Annotated in this window: 12 protein-coding genes and 1 pseudogene; 5 read left to right on the top strand and 8 right to left on the bottom strand. The window is 72.6% G+C overall.

Translation table 11 applies throughout. The annotated features are described in order from the left end of the window. Positions 1-34: 34 nt before the first annotated feature. From WMF46_RS08430 to WMF46_RS08405, 6 genes are all read right to left on the bottom strand, one after another. The gene (locus WMF46_RS08430) at positions 35-619 is read right to left on the bottom strand and encodes an O-methyltransferase (protein ID WP_437550908.1); all 585 of its coding nucleotides are present in this window, start codon (positions 617-619) and stop codon (positions 35-37) included. A 286-nt stretch (positions 620-905) separates the two neighbouring features. Then, on the bottom strand, positions 906-4,808 hold the full coding sequence (locus WMF46_RS08425) for a protein kinase domain-containing protein (protein ID WP_437985144.1): 3,903 nt from the start codon (positions 4,806-4,808) through the stop codon (positions 906-908). Positions 4,809-4,871: 63 nt separating this feature from the next. Further along, positions 4,872-5,570, bottom strand: coding sequence for an acireductone synthase (gene mtnC / locus WMF46_RS08420; RefSeq protein ID WP_437985143.1), 699 nt, complete (start codon positions 5,568-5,570; stop codon positions 4,872-4,874). A gap of 2 nt (positions 5,571-5,572) precedes the next feature. After that, positions 5,573-6,115 (bottom strand): 1,2-dihydroxy-3-keto-5-methylthiopentene dioxygenase, encoded by a 543-nt coding sequence (locus tag WMF46_RS08415; RefSeq protein WP_437985142.1) that lies wholly within the window; start codon positions 6,113-6,115, stop codon positions 5,573-5,575. Beyond that, the gene (locus WMF46_RS08410) at positions 6,112-6,750 is read right to left on the bottom strand and encodes a methylthioribulose 1-phosphate dehydratase (RefSeq protein ID WP_437985141.1); all 639 of its coding nucleotides are present in this window, start codon (positions 6,748-6,750) and stop codon (positions 6,112-6,114) included. Before WMF46_RS08410 ends, WMF46_RS08415 begins: the two co-directional genes overlap by 4 nt. 102 nt (positions 6,751-6,852) lie before the next feature. Continuing rightward, positions 6,853-7,929, bottom strand: coding sequence for a glycosyltransferase family 2 protein (locus tag WMF46_RS08405; protein WP_437985140.1), 1,077 nt, complete (start codon positions 7,927-7,929; stop codon positions 6,853-6,855). Between the two features lie 442 nt (positions 7,930-8,371). On the opposite strand from WMF46_RS08405, the gene WMF46_RS08400 reads away from it, so the two are divergent. From WMF46_RS08400 to WMF46_RS08390, 3 genes and pseudogenes are all read left to right on the top strand, one after another. Continuing rightward, a complete protein-coding gene (locus WMF46_RS08400; protein WP_437985139.1) occupies positions 8,372-10,000 on the top strand; it encodes an N-acyl-D-amino-acid deacylase family protein in 1,629 nt (542 codons plus the stop codon). 291 nt (positions 10,001-10,291) lie between these two features. After that, entirely contained in the window at positions 10,292-10,414 is a 123-nt protein-coding gene (locus WMF46_RS08395; protein WP_267898722.1) for a hypothetical protein, read from the top strand. A 680-nt stretch (positions 10,415-11,094) separates the two neighbouring features. Then, positions 11,095-11,778 (top strand): annotated as a pseudogene (locus WMF46_RS08390) (transposase zinc-binding domain-containing protein); the annotation flags it as partial. Between the two features lie 3 nt (positions 11,779-11,781). Here WMF46_RS08390 and WMF46_RS08385 read toward each other — a convergent pair. Continuing rightward, positions 11,782-11,919: a hypothetical protein gene (locus WMF46_RS08385; protein ID WP_437988042.1), complete on the bottom strand. Its 138-nt coding sequence runs from the start codon at positions 11,917-11,919 to the stop codon at positions 11,782-11,784. On the opposite strand from WMF46_RS08385, the gene WMF46_RS08380 reads away from it, so the two are divergent. Then, complete coding sequence (locus WMF46_RS08380) at positions 11,883-12,461, top strand: transposase (RefSeq protein WP_437987871.1); 579 nt, start codon at positions 11,883-11,885, stop codon at positions 12,459-12,461. The two genes, WMF46_RS08385 and WMF46_RS08380, sit on opposite strands and share 37 nt — an antisense overlap. Beyond that, positions 12,458-12,616: a hypothetical protein gene (locus WMF46_RS08375; RefSeq protein ID WP_437595166.1), complete on the top strand. Its 159-nt coding sequence runs from the start codon at positions 12,458-12,460 to the stop codon at positions 12,614-12,616. The genes WMF46_RS08380 and WMF46_RS08375 overlap by 4 nt, the downstream gene beginning before the upstream one ends. Before the next feature lie 517 nt (positions 12,617-13,133). Here the strand turns inward: WMF46_RS08375 and WMF46_RS08370 are convergent. Continuing rightward, positions 13,134-16,166, bottom strand: a complete 3,033-nt coding sequence (locus tag WMF46_RS08370) for a glycoside hydrolase family 3 protein (protein ID WP_437985138.1) — start codon at positions 16,164-16,166, stop codon at positions 13,134-13,136. Positions 16,167-16,168: the final 2 nt, after the last annotated feature.

The raw sequence follows: 16,168 nt of genomic DNA, 5'->3' as shown, positions 1-16,168 counted from the left end.
GGCAGCTCCTCGACCATGCGGGCGCGGCCGTTCTCTAGGCGCGACCGATCTTGGTCGCGATGATGAGCCCTGACGACCAGCAGAGCTTGGTCAGCACGAGATCCTGGCGTCGCTCGAGAGCGGCGATCAGCTCTGCCACCTTGGGAGCGTGGTCATCAGGCCAGTTGGGCTGAGGGAGCATGTCGTCGATGACGTAGAGCCCGCCGGGCTTGATCAGGCTCAGCGCCTCGTCGAGGGCGTAGTACTTGCCCGGCCATGTATCGGCAAAAACGAGCTCGAATTGCTGCCCCCGGACCGACCGCAAGAAGGCTTCGCCATCCATGTTCTTGAGCGTGAGGCGGGGGTCGCCTCCGAGGTGCTGCCGCGCCACGTCCTGGACCTTCTCGTCGTGCTCCACGGAGACGAGCGTGGAGCTGGCATTCATGCCATCGAGGATCCAGCACGTAGAAATGCCCGTGCCGGTCCCGAGCTCGAGGAAAGCGCCCGACTTGGCGGCGGCGAGCGTACGCAGCATCGAGCCCGTCTGCCTGTCACTCGCCATGGCAAACCCGATCTCCGCGGTGGTCCGCTCGATCTCCTCGAGCGCCGCAGGCGGTCTCAAATTCTCCAGCTCCTTCATGACCCGATCCCTCTTCACGCGGCCAGTCGCGCGTCACTCTACAGCACCTCGATCTGGCGGCCCCCCTGGAAAGAGCCAGCGGTGGAGGGCGTGCTGCGCGGGGGGGCGGCGGGGCAGGCCCCCACAAACCCCGAGCGCCGGCCCGCAGCGCAGCCGCTCGCCCCCCGATCTCGACTCCCGCATCGCGGGCAATAGCCCCCCAAAAGGCGCGAGTTTGTGGGACAGCCCCGCCGCCCCCCCGCGCAGCACGCCCTCCACCGCTGGCTCCGCTGCAGCCGTCCGAGCCTCACTCCCCGAGCAACGCCCGCGCGAGCGCCAGAGTCCGTGCGTTCGCGGAGACGTTCTCGAGAAAGCTCCTCCGGAGCGCAGGCTCCTCGATCCTGGCCGCCCGAGCGAGCAGCGCGCCGCGCTCCTCTCGGACGACCGCGCGCGCCGCCTCCGCGTCGCCCTTCGCGTGCAGCGCCTCGGCGTACAGCGCAGGGATCACCTCCTGCCGCATCAGGAAGACCGTCCCGGCCTGCCGCTGGAGCGCGAGCGCCTCACCGGCCATCGCGCAGGCCTCCTCCGTCCGCCCTTGCCGCAGCCGGATCTCGGCGAACAACGAGAGATGCACGGCCCCGGCGAAGGGCGCCATCACCGCCGGATCCCCCGCCGCGCAGAGCTCCTCCTCCGCCTTGGCGAGATCGCCGAGGAGCAGCCGCCCCTCGGCGAGGAGCTGCCGCGGGATCACGCTCCGGCTGCGATGGCCGCGCGCGAGCATGTGCTCGAGCAGGCTGCTGGACATCTCCACCGCCTCGGTGAGCCTGCGCCGCTCGAGGAGCGAGAGGATCCGGCACGTCACCGAGGTCGTGAACACGTAGTCGAGCAGACCCTCTGTCGCGAGCACGCGATCGAGGCACCCATCGGCGGCGGCCATGTCGCCGAGCCTCGTGTAATCGATCGCCACCAGCATCCACGCCCAGGCGACGAACAGCCCGCTGCCGAGGGACTCAGCGCGCCGCGCCGCGGCGAGGTTCGCCTGGAGCGCTCCCCACAGGTCCCGCGCCGCATGGCAGCGCCAGAAGCCGCGGGTGAGCTCGATCCAGAGGGCCGCATGGAGGTCGCCCTCGACGGCCGGCGCGATGACGTGCTCGAGCCGGCGCACGATCCGCTCCGCCAGCGCCGTCCTCCCGTCCCAGAGCAGGCTGAAGACGATCCGGGTCGCGAGCTCCGGGCTCAGGACGTCGACGGGGAGCTCCTCGGCCAGGAGGCGCGGGATCAGCACCTCCACGGCCCGCCGGTCGTCGCAGAGCGCGACGCAGTACATCGCGCCGCTCAGGGCACGCCAGGAAGCGAGGCTCCCGGGCGCGGCGAGCTCGAGCGCCTGGAGCGCGCTCGCGTGGGCGCGCGCGGCGTCGTCGGTCCAGATGAGGGCGTTCATCCGGAGCAGGTGGAGCTCGGCCAGCCGCTCGCCCTCGGCCCCGCAAGCGATCCCCTTCTCCACCCGCGCGAGCGCCGCCTGCACGTCCGCCCCGTGGAGCGCCAGGGTGGCGGCGCGCAGGTAGAACCCCCCCGCGCGCGGCCCATCCCCGCCCCGCGCGAAGTGCTCGGCCAGCACCATCGGATCCTGCTCGCCGGCCGAGAGCAGCCACTCCCCGGCGAGCCTGTGCCCGACCGCCCGGTCGCGCTCGGTGAGCATCGCATAAGCCCCCTCCCGCAGGAGCGCGTGACGGAACGCGATCTCCTCCTGCCCCGCGAAGCGCGAGCTCGGGCGGCGCTCGAGGATCTCGCGATCGAAGAGCTCCGCCCAGGCGTCCGCGTCGCTCGCCCCCGACGCCTGGGTGCGCGCGCCGACGAGCGCGCTCACGCCGCCGATCCACGACACATCCCCGAAGACGCTCGCCGCCCGGAGCAGCCGCCGCACCTCGGGATCGAGCGCCGCGAGGCGCGCCTCGACCATGCCCAGCACCGTCTCCGGCAACGCACCGCCGCGCCCCTCGGCCACGGCCCGGACGAGCTCCTCCAGGTAGAAGGCGTTTCCCGCCGCCCGATCCACGATCGCCGCCACGGTCCCCGGCGCGAGCGACGCGCCCAGCGCGCCGCGCACGAGCTGCTCGGCGGCCCGCGCGGACAGCTCGCGCAGCCGGATCTGCGTGAGCCCTCGCTCGATCCAGAGCCGGGGGAAGAGCTCGTGGACCTCGGGCCTGGCGAACGCGAGCACCGCATAGGGGCGCTCGCCGAGGGCCCGCAGCGCGTGATCGAAGATTTTCACCGAAGGCGCATCTCCCCAGTGCAGATCCTCGAGGACGACGAGCATGGGCCGCGCGCTCGTCACGGCGCGCGCGTAGTCCAGGTAGGCCTCCTGGATCCGGTCGGCCATGTGCGCCGGGTCCTGCCGCGCGGCCCGCAGCAGCGGCCCGCCATCGGCGAGAGGAACGCCGAGCAGCTCGCCGAGGAAGCAGGCCACGCGCTGCTGCTGCTCCCCCGCGAACAGCTGGCCCACGGCCCGCGCGAGCTTCTCCCGCTGGGCCTCGGGGGCCTCGCCGGCCGCGATCCCGAGCGCGCCCCGGAGCGACCCGGCGAGCATCGCGAACGCGGAGCCCGCGCCGATGGAGTCCCCGCTGCCGACGCCCAGCACGAGCTCGGGATGGCGCGGCCGCAGCGCCTGGACCAGCTCGTGACGCAGGCGCGATTTGCCCACCCCCGCGGCCGCGGTCACGAGCGCCACCGCGGCGCGCGGCTCGGTGAAGCTCTCCTCGACGAGATCGAGCAGGCTGCGCAGCTCCCGAGCGCGCCCGACATAGGGGCTCGGCTTGCCCAGCAGCCTGCGCGCGCCGTCGGCGACCTCGCGCTCCGCCTCCACCCAGGAGAGCCCGTCCTGCTCCGCGACCTCGAAGCGCGCGTCGAGCAGGGCCCGCGTCACGGCGTCGACAGCGACGCGGAGGCGGCCCGGGCGGCTCAGGGTGGCCGCGTCGTCGAGCAGCAGGGCCGCCCTGTCCAGGACCTCGCCGAGCAGCGATCGTCCCGTCGACTCGCCGCGCCCCGTCACCAGCACGACGCTGGCTCCGGGGACCGACGCGCCGATCCGCAGCGCGCAGCGGGCCGCGAGCGCCGCCTGGTCGGTCGCGCTGCCCGCGCCCGCCCCCGCCGCCAGGATCGCCACGACCGCCCCGCTGGCCAGCTCCTGCACGACCGCGCCGAGGGGCGAGGTCTCGCGCCGGACGGCGGCGACCGCGCTCCGCTGCGCTCGACCGGCGGGCACGATCTCCGTCGACGCCGGCGCGCTGACGTCCGCCGGCCCGACGGCCACGACCGAGCAGAGCCACACCTCCGCGGCGGTCACGAGCTCGACGGCGGCCAGGCTGGAGCGAGCGCCGCCCGCCGTCGAGGCGCCGAGCGCGTCGAGGCAGCGCGCCACGGCCGCGCCGTCGGCCGGGCGCCCCTCCGGGCGCTTGGCCAGCATCTGCGCCAGGAGCTCGTCGAGCGCCTGCGGCACCTCGGGCCGCAGCGCGCTCGCCCGCGGCGGCTCCTCCTGGAGGAGCTTGGTCAGGATGGTCATGAAGTGCCGCCCGTGAAACGCCGGACGACCCGTCAGGCACTCGAAGAGCACGCACCCGAGCGAGAAGACGTCCGCGCGCGCGTCGAGCTGCGCGCGCTCCCCGCTGGCCTGCTCGGGGGCCATGTAGCCGATGGTGCCCACGAGGGCCCCTGTCCGCGTCAGCCGCGCCGAGGCGCCCGAGAGCTGGGCAATGCCGAAGTCGAGCACCTTCACCCGGTCGGCGGCCCCGCCCGGGAGGAACAGGTTGCTCGGCTTGATGTCGCGGTGGACGATCCCGCGCGCGTGCGCCGCGCCGAGCGCATCCGCCACCGCGCGCACGAGCGCGACGCTCTCCTCCACGTCCAGCGGTCGCCGCGACAGCCGGGCCGAGAGGCTCTCCCCGGAGAGCCACTCCATCGCCAGATAAGGCTCCCCGGTGGGCGCCACCCCGTGCGTCACGTAACGCACGACGTGCGGGTGATCGAGCGTGGCGAGCGCCCGCGCCTCGTGACCGAAGCGCGCCGCCGCCTGCGCGTCGAGATCGCCGAGCAGCTTCACGGCGACGACATCGCCGCTCGCGCGGTCCACGGCCCGGTAGACAGCGCCCATCCCTCCCGTTCCCGCGAGCTCGACCACCTCGAACCGGCCGGCGAGCAGTCTGCCGTGAAGCATGCGCGCCAAGGATGTCAGCGCGGTCACTCACGCGCCAAGCGGAACGAGCCGCCGCCGGGCGAGCTACGGCGCGATGTCGTCGAAGCGCTCCGCGACGGCGTGGCGGCTCTCCGCGTCCCGCGCCGTCCCCGGCCTGAGCAGCTGCACCGTGCGCATGCCGGCGGCCGCCGCGGCGTCGAGCTCGGCCACGATGTCGGACAGGAACAGCACCTCTCCCGGCTGCAGCCCGAGCGCCTCCGCGATCCGCTGGTAAGCGCCCGCCTCTCGCTTCGGCCCGGTCGTCGTATCGAAGAACGCCGTGAACAGGCCGGTGAGATCGCCGGCCGTCGTGTGCCGGAAGAGGAGCTGCTGCGCCTCGACGGACCCGGAGCTGAACACGGCGAGCGTCACCCCGAGGTCTCGCCATCTCCGCAGCGCCGGCTCCACGTCTGCGTAGATGTGGCTCCGGAGCCCCCCCGACTCGTAGGCGCTGCGCCAGATCTTGCCCTGGAGCGCCTTCAGCGTCGTCTCCTTGCGATCCTGGTCGATCCACGCGAGCAGCGCCGCCGCGAGCTCGCCGTCGCCCAAGGCGTGCTCGCTCTCGCCCCGCTCGCGCGCGACCGCGCGCCGGGCTGCCTCGACCTCCGCGCTCCCGGCGTGCGCCGCGACGTACGCGGCCAGATCCCGGCGCGCCACGGAGAACAGCGTGTCGTGCACGAAGCGCACGTCGGTCGTGGTCCCCTCGATGTCGACGAGCACCGCGCGCGCAGGGAGCGCCGCCACGCTCACGCCTCGAGCCGCGGGAAGCGCGACGCGATGTCCGACCCGGTGTGCTCGGCGACCCACCCCTTCGGGTCGGAGAACCACCGGATGCAGGTGAACGAGGGCTCAGGCCCCATGTCGAACCAGTGCCGCGTCCCGGCCGGTACGCTGATGAGATCGCCCTTCTCGACGAGGAACGAGAGCACGCGCTCGCCGTGATGGATGCAGAACAGCCCTCGCCCCTCGACGAAGAAGCGCGCCTCGTCCTCGGTGTGGATGTGCTCGTCCAGGAACTTCCGCCTGAGCTCGGGGTGGTTGGGGGTGCCCGGCGACACCGACACGACGTCCGCCGTCACGAACCCGCACGCCTCGGAGAGCTGCTTCACCGGCCCCGCGTACGCCTCGAGCACCGCCTCCTGCGCCGTGCCCGGCGGCAGCGGGCGCTCGGCGGACCAGCGCTCGAAGCGGATCTGCGCCTCTGCGGCGACGCGGGCGATGTCCTCGAGCGTCGTGTATTCGTCGGCCCTCGTCGGGTCGCTCTCCCGGTAAACCCGCAATCGGCTCATGATAGCCCTCCTTCCAGCAGCGCGCAGTCCAGCATGAACTCGATCGCCTCGATGTGGCGGATGGTGCTCGCGATGTCCGATCCCCACGTGTACAGGCCGTGACCTGCGATGAGGTAGCCGTACACGGGCGGATGCGCCGACATGAACGCATCGACGTCCTCGGCCAGCTTCCGGATGTCCTGCGTGTTGACGAAGACCGGGAGCAGCACCGTGGCGGTGTGCGTCGTCATCCCGGGGAGCGCCTTCGCCACCTCGTAGCCCGAGAGGGTCACGTACCCCTCCTGCGCGCACCGGCGCGACAGCACCGTCGCCGCCCGCGAGTGGGTGTGGGCGACGGCGCCGATCTCGCTGGAGTGCCGGTAAAGCTGGCAGTGCAGCGCCGTCTCGGCCGACGGGCGGGCCGGCGAGGGCCCGGTCAGGCGGCCGTCCGCGTTGACGACGACGATGTCCGACACGCCGAGCGCGCCCTTGGGCCGCCCGGACGCCGTGATCGCGAGGGTGTCGTCGCCGAGCCGGGCGGAGAAATTGCCGCTCGTGGCCGGCGTCCAGCCGCGCTCATGGCAAAAGCGGGACAGCTCGATGAGCTCGGCCGCGACCGAGGAGAACGAGGCAAACGACGTCCCGCGTACGCTCACGGCGCAAACATACCAAAGCGAACGCGGGCGATCAACGCGCCGCGCCGCCGTTCGAGCCGCGTCCGGGCCGCTGAACCCGGGGATCACCCGCGCTGCTCGCGCTCACGGCGCCGGAAGGCGCTCGGCCTCGCGCCGGCCAGCGCCGTCCCGCGCGCCGCGGAGCAGGCCGGCCCAGAACCCGAGCCCGTGCGCGGCGTGCACCGCGGGGAAGATGGCGCAGAGCAGGGGGAACTCGCGCGGCGAGGCGCGCCGCGCGAGCCGGAGCGACTCCGCGATCACGAGCGCGGCATAGGCGAGCGAGGCGAGCGCCAGCGCCGGGCGGACCGCCGGCGCGAGCGCTGAAGCGAGCGCGAGCAGCGCGAAGGCCGTCACCATGAAGAACGGCAGCGCCGGCCGGAGCGACAGGAACCTGCGGCGGCACAGCAGCGTGCGCGCGCGCCCCTTGCCATACGCGAAATACTGCCGGAAGAGCGCGGCGAACGACGACCGCGGGTAGTAATAGGCGACGATCTCCCGGGACAGGTAGACCGCGCCGCCAGCCTCGATGATGCGCTGGTTCAGCTCGGCGTCCTCGTTGGTGATGGCGGCCGGGTCGTAGAGGCCGGCGATCTCGAACGCCTCGCGCCGGAAAGCCCCGTTGAACACCGACTCGACGAACCCCTCGCGCGACGGGTCCCGGTACGCCGAGCCGCCCACGCCGAGGGGGCTCGAGAGCGCGACGCAGAGCGCCCGCTGAAAGCCGTTCCGGTGGCGCGGCCGCGCCGCGCCGCCCGCGTTGAGGGCGCCGGTCCTCCGGAGCGCCGCGACCGACGCAGCCACGTAGTCGCCGGCGTAGTCGGCGTGGGCGTCCATCCGGACGATCACCTCACCTCGCGCCCGGCGAATGCCGATGTTCATCGCGGCGGCCTGGATCCGGTCGGGGTTGTCGAGGAGCGTCACCCGTGGATCCTCCGCCGCGACGCGGCCGGCGAGCTCCCGTGTCCTGTCGGTCGAGCCGCCGTCGACAACGAAGATCTCGAGGAGCTCTGGAGGATAACGCTGCTCGAGGGCGCAGCGGAGGACGTCCTCGATGTAGCGCTCCTCGTTGTAACAGGGAATGACGATGCTGCACCGCGGCCGCTCGGCGAGCGGGCGCAGAGAGAGACGCCCGCATCGAGGCGTGCTCGCTGTTCGATCCATGGACTCCCCCGGTCTCTCGCGGGTCGAGTCGACCCGCAGCAGGACTGCGACAGCCGCGGATACAATCGCGGGGCCAGGCGATCTCGCGGGGTCGAGCGGAGCGAACTGCACTGCGCGGCGCGGCCTGGACCCGGCCGGGGCAGGCCGCTGGGCTCGGGCTGCACACCGGCGGGCTCATGCGGGGGGCGCGCGGCGCGAGCGCGAACGGGCGGCGCGAGCGCGAGCGGGCGGCGCGAGCGCGAGCGGGCGAGCGCCCGGGCTCATGCTGTCGGGGCAGCGGCTCGAAGGGCGCGGCCGCCGGGGCGCGAGCGCCACGGAGCCCGGATCGGGGGGCGCGCGGCCCGCGCGGAGTTCATGCTCCGCTCCACGGCGATGCCCCGGTCCGGTGGGCTTTCCACGGTTCCGCGTGGCCCGCGAACGAGCTTCTCGAGGAGGCGTGCAGATGGACTTCGATCTCGTCATCTCGCGGGGAACGATCCTCGATGGCAGCGGCCAGCCTCGCTACGTGGCGGACCTCGGGATCCAGAAGGGCAAGGTCGCCGCGATCGCCGGGCCGGGCGCGCTCGCGGGAGGGCGGACGCTCGACGCCGGCGGGCTCGCCGTCGCGCCCGGCTTCATCGACATCCACTCGCACGTCGACTGGCTGCTCGCGCTGCCCGACCACGAGGACGTCCTCGCGCCGATGGTCGCCCAGGGCATCACGACCGTTGTGGCGGGCAATTGCGGTCATTCCCCTGCCCCGGTCACCGAGGCGTCGATTCCGCTGGTGGAGCACTCCGCGGAGATCCTGAAGGACGGAGCGCTCGCCTACCGGTGGCGCTCGATGGGCGAGCTGCTGGCGGCCCTCGAGGCCGGCGGGCTGCTCATCAATGCGGCGCTCCTGGTCGGGCACGGCACGCTCCGCCAGGCGGTCATGGGCAACAGCGCCGCTCCCCCGAGCCAGGAGCAGATGGACGCACTCTGCGCGCTCGCGCGCGCGTCGCTCCGCGAGGGAGCGTTCGGGCTCTCGGCCGGGCTGGCCTACACGCCCGGGGTCTTCGCGCGAAGGCACGAGCTCCTGACGCTGCTCCGGGCGGTGGCCGGCGAAGGGGGCGTGTTCACGGTCCACGGCCGGGCCTACACGTGGATATCGCCGTTCTACAGGCCGCTGCTCCTCGGCCCGCCGCACAACCTCCGCTCCGTGCGCGAGCTGCTCGGCCTGGCCGAGGAGAGCGGCGCGAAGATCCAGCTCTCGCACCAGATCTTCATCGGCCGGCGGACGTGGCCCACGGTGCCCTGGGTGCTCCGCGCGATCGAGCGGGCCGTGGACGGAGGGGTCGACGCCGCCTTCGACGCGTTCCCCTACACGGTCGGCAACACCACGGTGAACGCCCTCTTCCCCGCCTGGGTGCTCGACGACTTCCGGGCCCGCATCGGCGACCCGGCCGTCCTCCGCCGGCTCCGGCGGGAGTTCGCGATGTTCCGGCGGCTCCTCGGGCTCTCGTATGCCGACATCCGGCTGCTCTGGGGCGGAGCGCCGGAGCTCACGGCGCTGGAAGGGCTCGATTTCGAGGCGATCGCGGGGCGCCTCGGCGGGAGCGAGTTCGACGCCTACGTGCACGTCGCCCGCGTGAGCGACGGCAAGGCGCGCGTCCTCCTGAACACGTACTCGGGCGTCGATGCGCACGACGAGCCGCTCCGGGCCGTGCTCTCGCACCCGCTCTGCGCGTTCGAGACCGACGCGATCCTCACCCGGCGCGGCCAGCACAACCCGGCGTCGTTCGGCACGTTCCCGCGGGTGCTCGGCCACTACAGCCGCGACGCCGGCCTGTTCCGGCTCGAGGAGGCCGTGCGCCGGATGACCTCGCTGCCCGCCGAGCGCATCGGGCTCCGCGACGTGGGGCGCATCTTGCCCGGGCACTGGGCGGATCTCGTCGTGTTCGATCCGGCCACGGTGGCGGACAACACGACGCCGCGGCGGGCCGACGCGCCGCCGACGGGGATCCGCGCCGTCCTGATCACCGGCGAGGTGGTGGCGCAGGACGGCGCGCTGACGAGCAAGACCCGGCAGGGGCGCCTCCTGCGCAGGTAGGCGGGGCGGCCATACCCTTCGTTGACGCTCAGGGACGTTCGGTTCCGACCGCTTCAACAGGATCGCGCCGGAGCGCGAGAGGAGCGATGGCTCCATCGTTCCGCATGTCAGAAATCCCGCCAGGATTCCGCTGCGGGGGCGAACCGTCGCGGACCGTCGCTTTCTTCGGGATTTCAGGGGGGCGTGACGACGGATCGCTCGCCCTCGGGAGGGATGGACCCAACCCCGGCCCAACCGCCGAGCCCTGGGCCCGGAGAACTCGCGACGGTCGATCCATCGCCTCGAGCCGCCGTGGTTGCGTCGCTCGCCGCCACCCTGAGCCGAGCCGTCGCCCTCGGGGATGACGTGGCGGCCCGGGTCGTGCACGAGGCGATCGGTCAGCTGCTCGGGCTGCCGGTGGCACCGAAGCGGTGAGCAAGCTTGGGCCGAACGTCGAGCCCGCCGCTCGCGTCGACTCGCTGCCGGAGCCTTGCCGCTCGCCAGTGCCCGCAGGCTCTACTGGGATCGCCCGCACGCGGCGGTTGCGTGCCGAAGCGCCCCGGAGGAATCCGGAAAGTGATGCCGGCAAGCAGCAGGCCTGTGCCGGGAGGCAAGCGCGGCGGCGTGCGCAGGCGACGACCCTCTCGCCGCGTTGCTGCATGGCGACGCCATGCGGAACTGCGGACGCCACGGGGAGCGGTGGGAAAACGAGTGGCGAAGCGGCTCCTGCATGCTGGCGCGGAGGCGGCACGCGCACCATGCGCCTCGGCGCCAGAGCGCAGATTCAAGCACGAGCCTGACACGGCTCATCCATGGTCCCGATGAGAGGCATGACCATCACCTGCTTGGTGATCGGGATCATCGGCGTGGACAGCTCCGCTAGCCGGCTCTGCTGCACCCGGATGATCTCCTCCTGCAACGCTGCGCGCTCGCGCTCTCGCGTTCTCGCGCGCCGACATATCGAGCGCGAGGCGGGTGCTCGGCGAGCGCCTCCGCCGCCGCGGCAGCGAGCGTCGCGGCCCGCCGCCCCCCGGCCCGCCGCTCCGCCATGGCGCCGCCATGGGCGATAGCCCGGCGGGTTGTCGAAATTCGCGGCGAAAACGCGCCCTCACCGCGTGGCGTGCGGCGTGCGGTGTCGGCGCCGTGTGGCCAGCGCGGCTCGCACCACGGGCGTCGTCTACGAGCGCCGTCGCCCCGAGAAGACGACGCTCTACGAGATCGTGCGCGACAACGTGGAGACGCTGTACGGGGCCATCGACGACGGCGCCATCGCGGTCCGGATACCCAAGCACGCGAAGAAGGAGATCGAAGCCTACCTCGACTGCGGGCTGCTCTGCCGCGGGTTCGCGCGGCTCCGGTGCGAGCGCTGCGAAGAGAGTCGGCTGGTGGCCTTCAGCTGTAAAGGACGCGGTTTCTGCCCGTCGTGTCTGGGCCGACGCATGTGTTCCACGGCGGCGAACCTGATCGAGGACATCCTGCCCGAGGTGGCGCACCGTCCGTGGGTGTTGACGTTTCCGTTTCCGTGGCGGCGCAGGCTCGCCCAGGACGGGGCGTTGTTCGGCGTGCTGACCCGCCTCTTCGTCGAGAGCGTGGAGCGGTTCTACGAAAAACGCGCCGCGCGCCGAGGCGCGTGCGGCGCGGTCAAGAGCGGCGCGGTGACCGCCGTGCAACGCACGTCCGGCGACATGCGGCTCAATCCGCATCTGCACGTGGTCTTCCTCGACGGGGCTTATCACGAAGACGGCACCGAGCTCGTGTGGAACGAACTCGGTCATCTTCCGACTCGCGCGGTCGGTCAAGTCCTAGAGCACGCCGTCGGGCGGATGCTCCGTTACCTCCGGCGGCACGGGCATCTCGAGATCGAGCACGACGTCGAGGAGGACGGCGAGCCCGAGGCCGCGCTCTGTGCTTCCGCCGTCTCGGGACGAGAGCCGCGCCACACGTCGTCGCCCCGCAATGGCTCCGCGGGCTCTCGCCGTCTTCGCCGAGCGCGCTCGCGTACGACAAGCCGCTGTGCGCTGCGCTCGACGGCTTCACCTTGCACGCAGCGACGCGCGCCGGTGCGCACCATGCCGCGGCGAGGGAGGCGCTGCTGCGTTACGTGCTGCGACCCCCGATCGCAAACGAGCGCGTCGAGCCGCAGCAGGACGGCCTGGTGCGGCTGTCGCTCAAGCGCGCCTTCGCTGACGGGACTGTCGCGGTGGATATGGATCCGCTCTCGCTCTTGTGTCGCCTCGCAGCCAGCGTCCCGCCGCCGCGCTTTCACACCGTCAAGTACGCTGGCGTGCTCGCCTCGGCAAGTCGCCCACGTTGGTGCGCAATCGCATCGGACCGCGCCCTGCGAAGCCACAAGAGCCTACGAGGGCGGACGAAGGCGCCGCTTCGAAACGCAAGCGTGGCGGCTATCGACCGTGGGCCGAGCTCCTGCGCCGCACATTTGCGATCGACGTCCTCGAGTGCCCAGCTTGCAAGGGGCGGATGAAGCTCGTCGCCATGGTGACCGAGCCAAGGAACATCGCCCGCTTCCTCTCCGCGCTCGGCGAACCGACCGACGTCCCAGCACGCTCTCCCAACCGAGGGCCGCCGTACTGGAAAAGCACCGTTGTGCGCCGCAAGGCGCCCGGGGACGCCGCATAGCGTCTCGCGACGCGCCTCCCGGGCCAGACCAACGCCCGGACGGACACGTGGGCCCACGGCACGCCGATGCGCCCCGTAGCGCGCTCGGCGCCGCCCGGACCACGCTCTTTCGGCCCAGGACCGAGCCATCACGACGCCCGCGGTCCCACCCTTTCGGTTTGCTGCGCTACACTGCTTCGCGCTGCGATCCGGCTTCTTTTACCTACGCGCTACGCGCGCATCGCCGGGTACACCACCCGAGCGGCGGCGGCGCGCGGCAGCGACGCCGGCCGCGGGAGGCGCCCGGCACGCGCGGCGGCGCCCCGGCCGGCGCTCCAGGGGTGAAGCGGGGCGCCCGAAAGGCGCGCGGGAGCGGTGCTCAGCCGCGTCCGGTACATGAGAAACAGAGCGGCGGTCACCCGCACAGGAGACGGGCCCAGATCGGTGTTTTCGGCGCGGAAGCGCACGAAAGGGAGCTGAGCACCGAAAACGTCGAGGTGGGCCCGTATCCGAAGCGGGGGCCCGCCGCTCTAGAGGATCAGAACGTGCAGGTGGGGGTGGGGCCGGCGGTGAAGGGCTCCCAGCGGACGTCCTCGATCGCCACGTCCATCGGCGACTCCGAGTAGAGGAGGAAGGGCGTGTTGACGTTGGTGATGTCGAGCCCGTTGTCCGTCAGGCACTTCAGCGGGACGGAGACCTCGTGCCACTCCCCGTCCGCGATGGAGGTCAGCGTATTGGCGATGTTGATGTCGCCGAGGCAGGGATACACGCAGTGGGCTGACAGCGTGACCAGCGGGCCCTCGGGCGGAGCATCGACGCGCGCCCGGAAGACGATCGAGGTCTCCGAGTTGTAGTAAGGCGACAGATCGACCCCGGGCGCGCCCGCCGAGACCTGCGCGTAGATCTGGCCCGTCGCGCTCCAGGTCACCTGCTTGGCGCTGCCCTGGATCTCGCCGTCGATCGTGCTCACGCTGACCTCGCCGCCGGGCAGGGTGGCCCCCATGCCCACGTCGATGCCGCCCCAGTTCGAGGGGCCGCCGATGCGCAGCACGTAGTCGCCCTTGTCCTCGCCATCCACGAAGATCTCGAGCGGCTCGCTCGTGGTGCCGGCCGCCCCCGGGTCCGGGGCATCGCAGCCGTGGCCCGTGGAGACCTCGGGCAGATCGTCGCCGAGCGCGTCGGCGTCGGTGGTCACGAGGCCATAGCCATACGCGAAGAGCGGCTCCTCGCCGTCTCCCCTGTTGATGGACGTCTGGCAGTCGGCCGAGGGCCACGAGAACGACAGCTTGCCCTGGAACTCGTGATCACCGAAGAGCACGTCGGCGACGCCGCCGCCCTCGCTGCCCGGCAGCCAGGCCGCCACGAACGCGTCTGACCGGTTGAGCTCCTTGTTGGTGTGGAGCGGGCGGCCCGACACGAACACCGTGACGATGGGCACACTCGGCGCCTGGGCGCGGATGGTCTCGATGACGGCGAGGTCCTCGGGGTAGAGGTTCGCGTGCTCGAGCGTCTCGAACTTGCCTATATCGCCCTGGCCCTCGGCGTAGGGCGTCTCGCCGATGACCACGATCGCGGCGTCGAAGGTGTCGGCCGCGGCGGTGCCGTCGGGGCTCAGGGTCGCAGCGCCGCTCAGCCCGGCGGCCGTGATCGTCTCCTCGATGCCGGCGTAGATGGACTGCGCGTTCGGGAAATCGGCGTCGGTGTTGCCGGTGCCCTGCCAGGTCAGCGTCCAGCCGCCGGACTGGTTCTGGATGTTGTTTGCGGTCTTGCCGGCCACGAGGACGTTCATCGACTTGCTGAGCGGCAGGACATCGCCCTTGTTCTTGAGCAGGACGAGCGACTTGCGCACGGCCTCGCGCGCCACGGCCCGGTGCTCCGGCGCGGCGAGGAGCGCGGCGTCGCCGGCGACCGACCGGGTCGACGGGGCGCCCTTGCTCGCCCTGGGGCCGAGGAGGCCGGCCCGCATCTTCACGCGCAGGATCCGGGTCACCGCGTCGTCGACGCGGGCCATCGGGATCTCGCCGCTCTCCGCCTGGGCGATGGTGTTCTCGATGAACGCCATCCAGTCGTTGGGCACCATGATCATGTCCACCCCGGCGTTGATCGCCGCGGCGCACCGCGTGTTGTTACAACCCGGGAGCTGGCCGTGCCCGTTCCAGTCGCCGACGACGAAGCCGGTGAAGCCGAGCTGGCCCTTGAGGATGTCGGTGAGCAGGTACTGATTGCCGTGCATCTTGTCGCCGTTCCAGCTGCTGAACGACGCCATCACGGTCTGCGCGCCCGCCGCGAGCGCGGAGAGGTAGCCCTGGGCGTGGATGTCGCGCAGAGCCTCCTCGGAGCAGACGGTGTTGCCCTGGTCCTTGCCCTGCTCGGTCCCGCCGTCGCCCATGAAGTGCTTGGCGGTCGCGACCACGTGCGCGCCGTTGAACAGGTCCGCGCTGTCCGCCGGCCGGCCCTGCAGGCCCCGGATCATCCGGCCCGCGTAGCTCCTCACGATCTCCGGATCCTCGGAGTAGCCCTCGTAGGAGCGGCCCCACCGATCGTCCCGCACCACGGCGAGCGTGGGGGCGAAGGCCCAGTCGAGCCCGGTGACGGCGACCTCGGCGGCGGTGATGGCGCCGATCTCCTCGATGAGATCGGGATCGTTCATGGCGCCGAGCCCGATGTTCTGCGGGAACAGCGTCGCGCCGATCACGTTGTTGTGGCCGTGCACCGCGTCCACGCCCCAGATGACGGGGATGCCGAGGTGCTCGCCGGGCGCGCCGCTCGTGTCGATGGAGGCCGCGTAATAGGCGTCCGCGAGGTCGACCCAGTCGGCCACGGTCGCGTGCTTGGAGCGGCCCGGCCAGGAGCCGCCGCCGTTCAGCACCGAGCCGATGTGGTACTCCCGGACCTGGTCCGGCGTGATCGCCAGGATCTCGGGCTGGACCATCTGGCCGACCTTCTGCGCCACGCTCATCTGCGCGAGCAGCTCGGCGATGGCGTCCTCGATCTCCGGGTCGAGCGCGATCTCGCTCGTCACCGTCGGCCATTCGACCGACGCGCTCTCGCCGCCCGCGCCGCCGCCACCGGCGGTGCCGGTGGTGGAGCCGGCGCCGGAGCCGCCTTCGCCGCCGCCGCCGGCGGTGCCCGTGGAGCCTGCGCCGGAGCCGCCCGCGCCGCCGCTGCCGCCGGTGCCGGTGGTGGAGCCGGCGCCGGAGCCGCCCGCGCCGCCGCTACCGCCGGTGCCGGTGGTGGAGCCGGCGCCGGAGCCGCCCGCGCCGCCGCCGCCGGCGGTGCCGGTGGTGGAGCCGGCGCCGGAGCCGCCCTCGCCGCCGCCGCCGGCGGTGCCGGTGGTGGAGCCGGCGCCGGAGCCGCCCTCGCCGCCGCCGCCGGCGGTGCCGGTGGTGGAGCCGGCGCCGGAGCCGCCCTCGCCGCCGCCACCGGCGGTGCCGGTGGTGGAGCCGGCGCCGGAGCCGCCCGACCCTGTCGCGTCAGCCGGGGGATCCGTGGAGTCGTCCCCGCAGGCGGGAACAGGGATGGTCAGGGCTGCGACCAGCAGCCATCTACCGTATTGGTTACAATGCTTCATAC

It is taken from the genome of Sorangium sp. So ce117 (assembly GCF_051524395.1).
GTDB lineage: Bacteria > Myxococcota_A > Polyangia > Polyangiales > Polyangiaceae > Sorangium > Sorangium cellulosum_B.
This window is presented reverse-complemented; position numbering and strand designations above follow the sequence as displayed.

Bases quoted from the DNA above. Each gene is read 5' to 3' on its own strand.
- WMF46_RS08430 (WP_437550908.1), bottom strand. From the start codon at position 619: ATGAAGGAGCTGGAGAATTTGAGACCGCCTGCGGCGCTCGAGGAGATC.
- WMF46_RS08425 (WP_437985144.1), bottom strand. From the start codon at position 4,808: ATGCTTCACGGCAGACTGCTCGCCGGCCGGTTCGAGGTGGTCGAGCTC.
- WMF46_RS08415 (WP_437985142.1), bottom strand. From the start codon at position 6,115: ATGAGCCGATTGCGGGTTTACCGGGAGAGCGACCCGACGAGGGCCGAC.
- WMF46_RS08405 (WP_437985140.1), bottom strand. From the start codon at position 7,929: ATGGATCGAACAGCGAGCACGCCTCGATGCGGGCGTCTCTCTCTGCGC.
- WMF46_RS08400 (WP_437985139.1), top strand. From the start codon at position 8,372: ATGGACTTCGATCTCGTCATCTCGCGGGGAACGATCCTCGATGGCAGC.
- WMF46_RS08375 (WP_437595166.1), top strand. From the start codon at position 12,458: ATGAAGCTCGTCGCCATGGTGACCGAGCCAAGGAACATCGCCCGCTTC.
- WMF46_RS08370 (WP_437985138.1), bottom strand. From the start codon at position 16,166: ATGAAGCATTGTAACCAATACGGTAGATGGCTGCTGGTCGCAGCCCTG.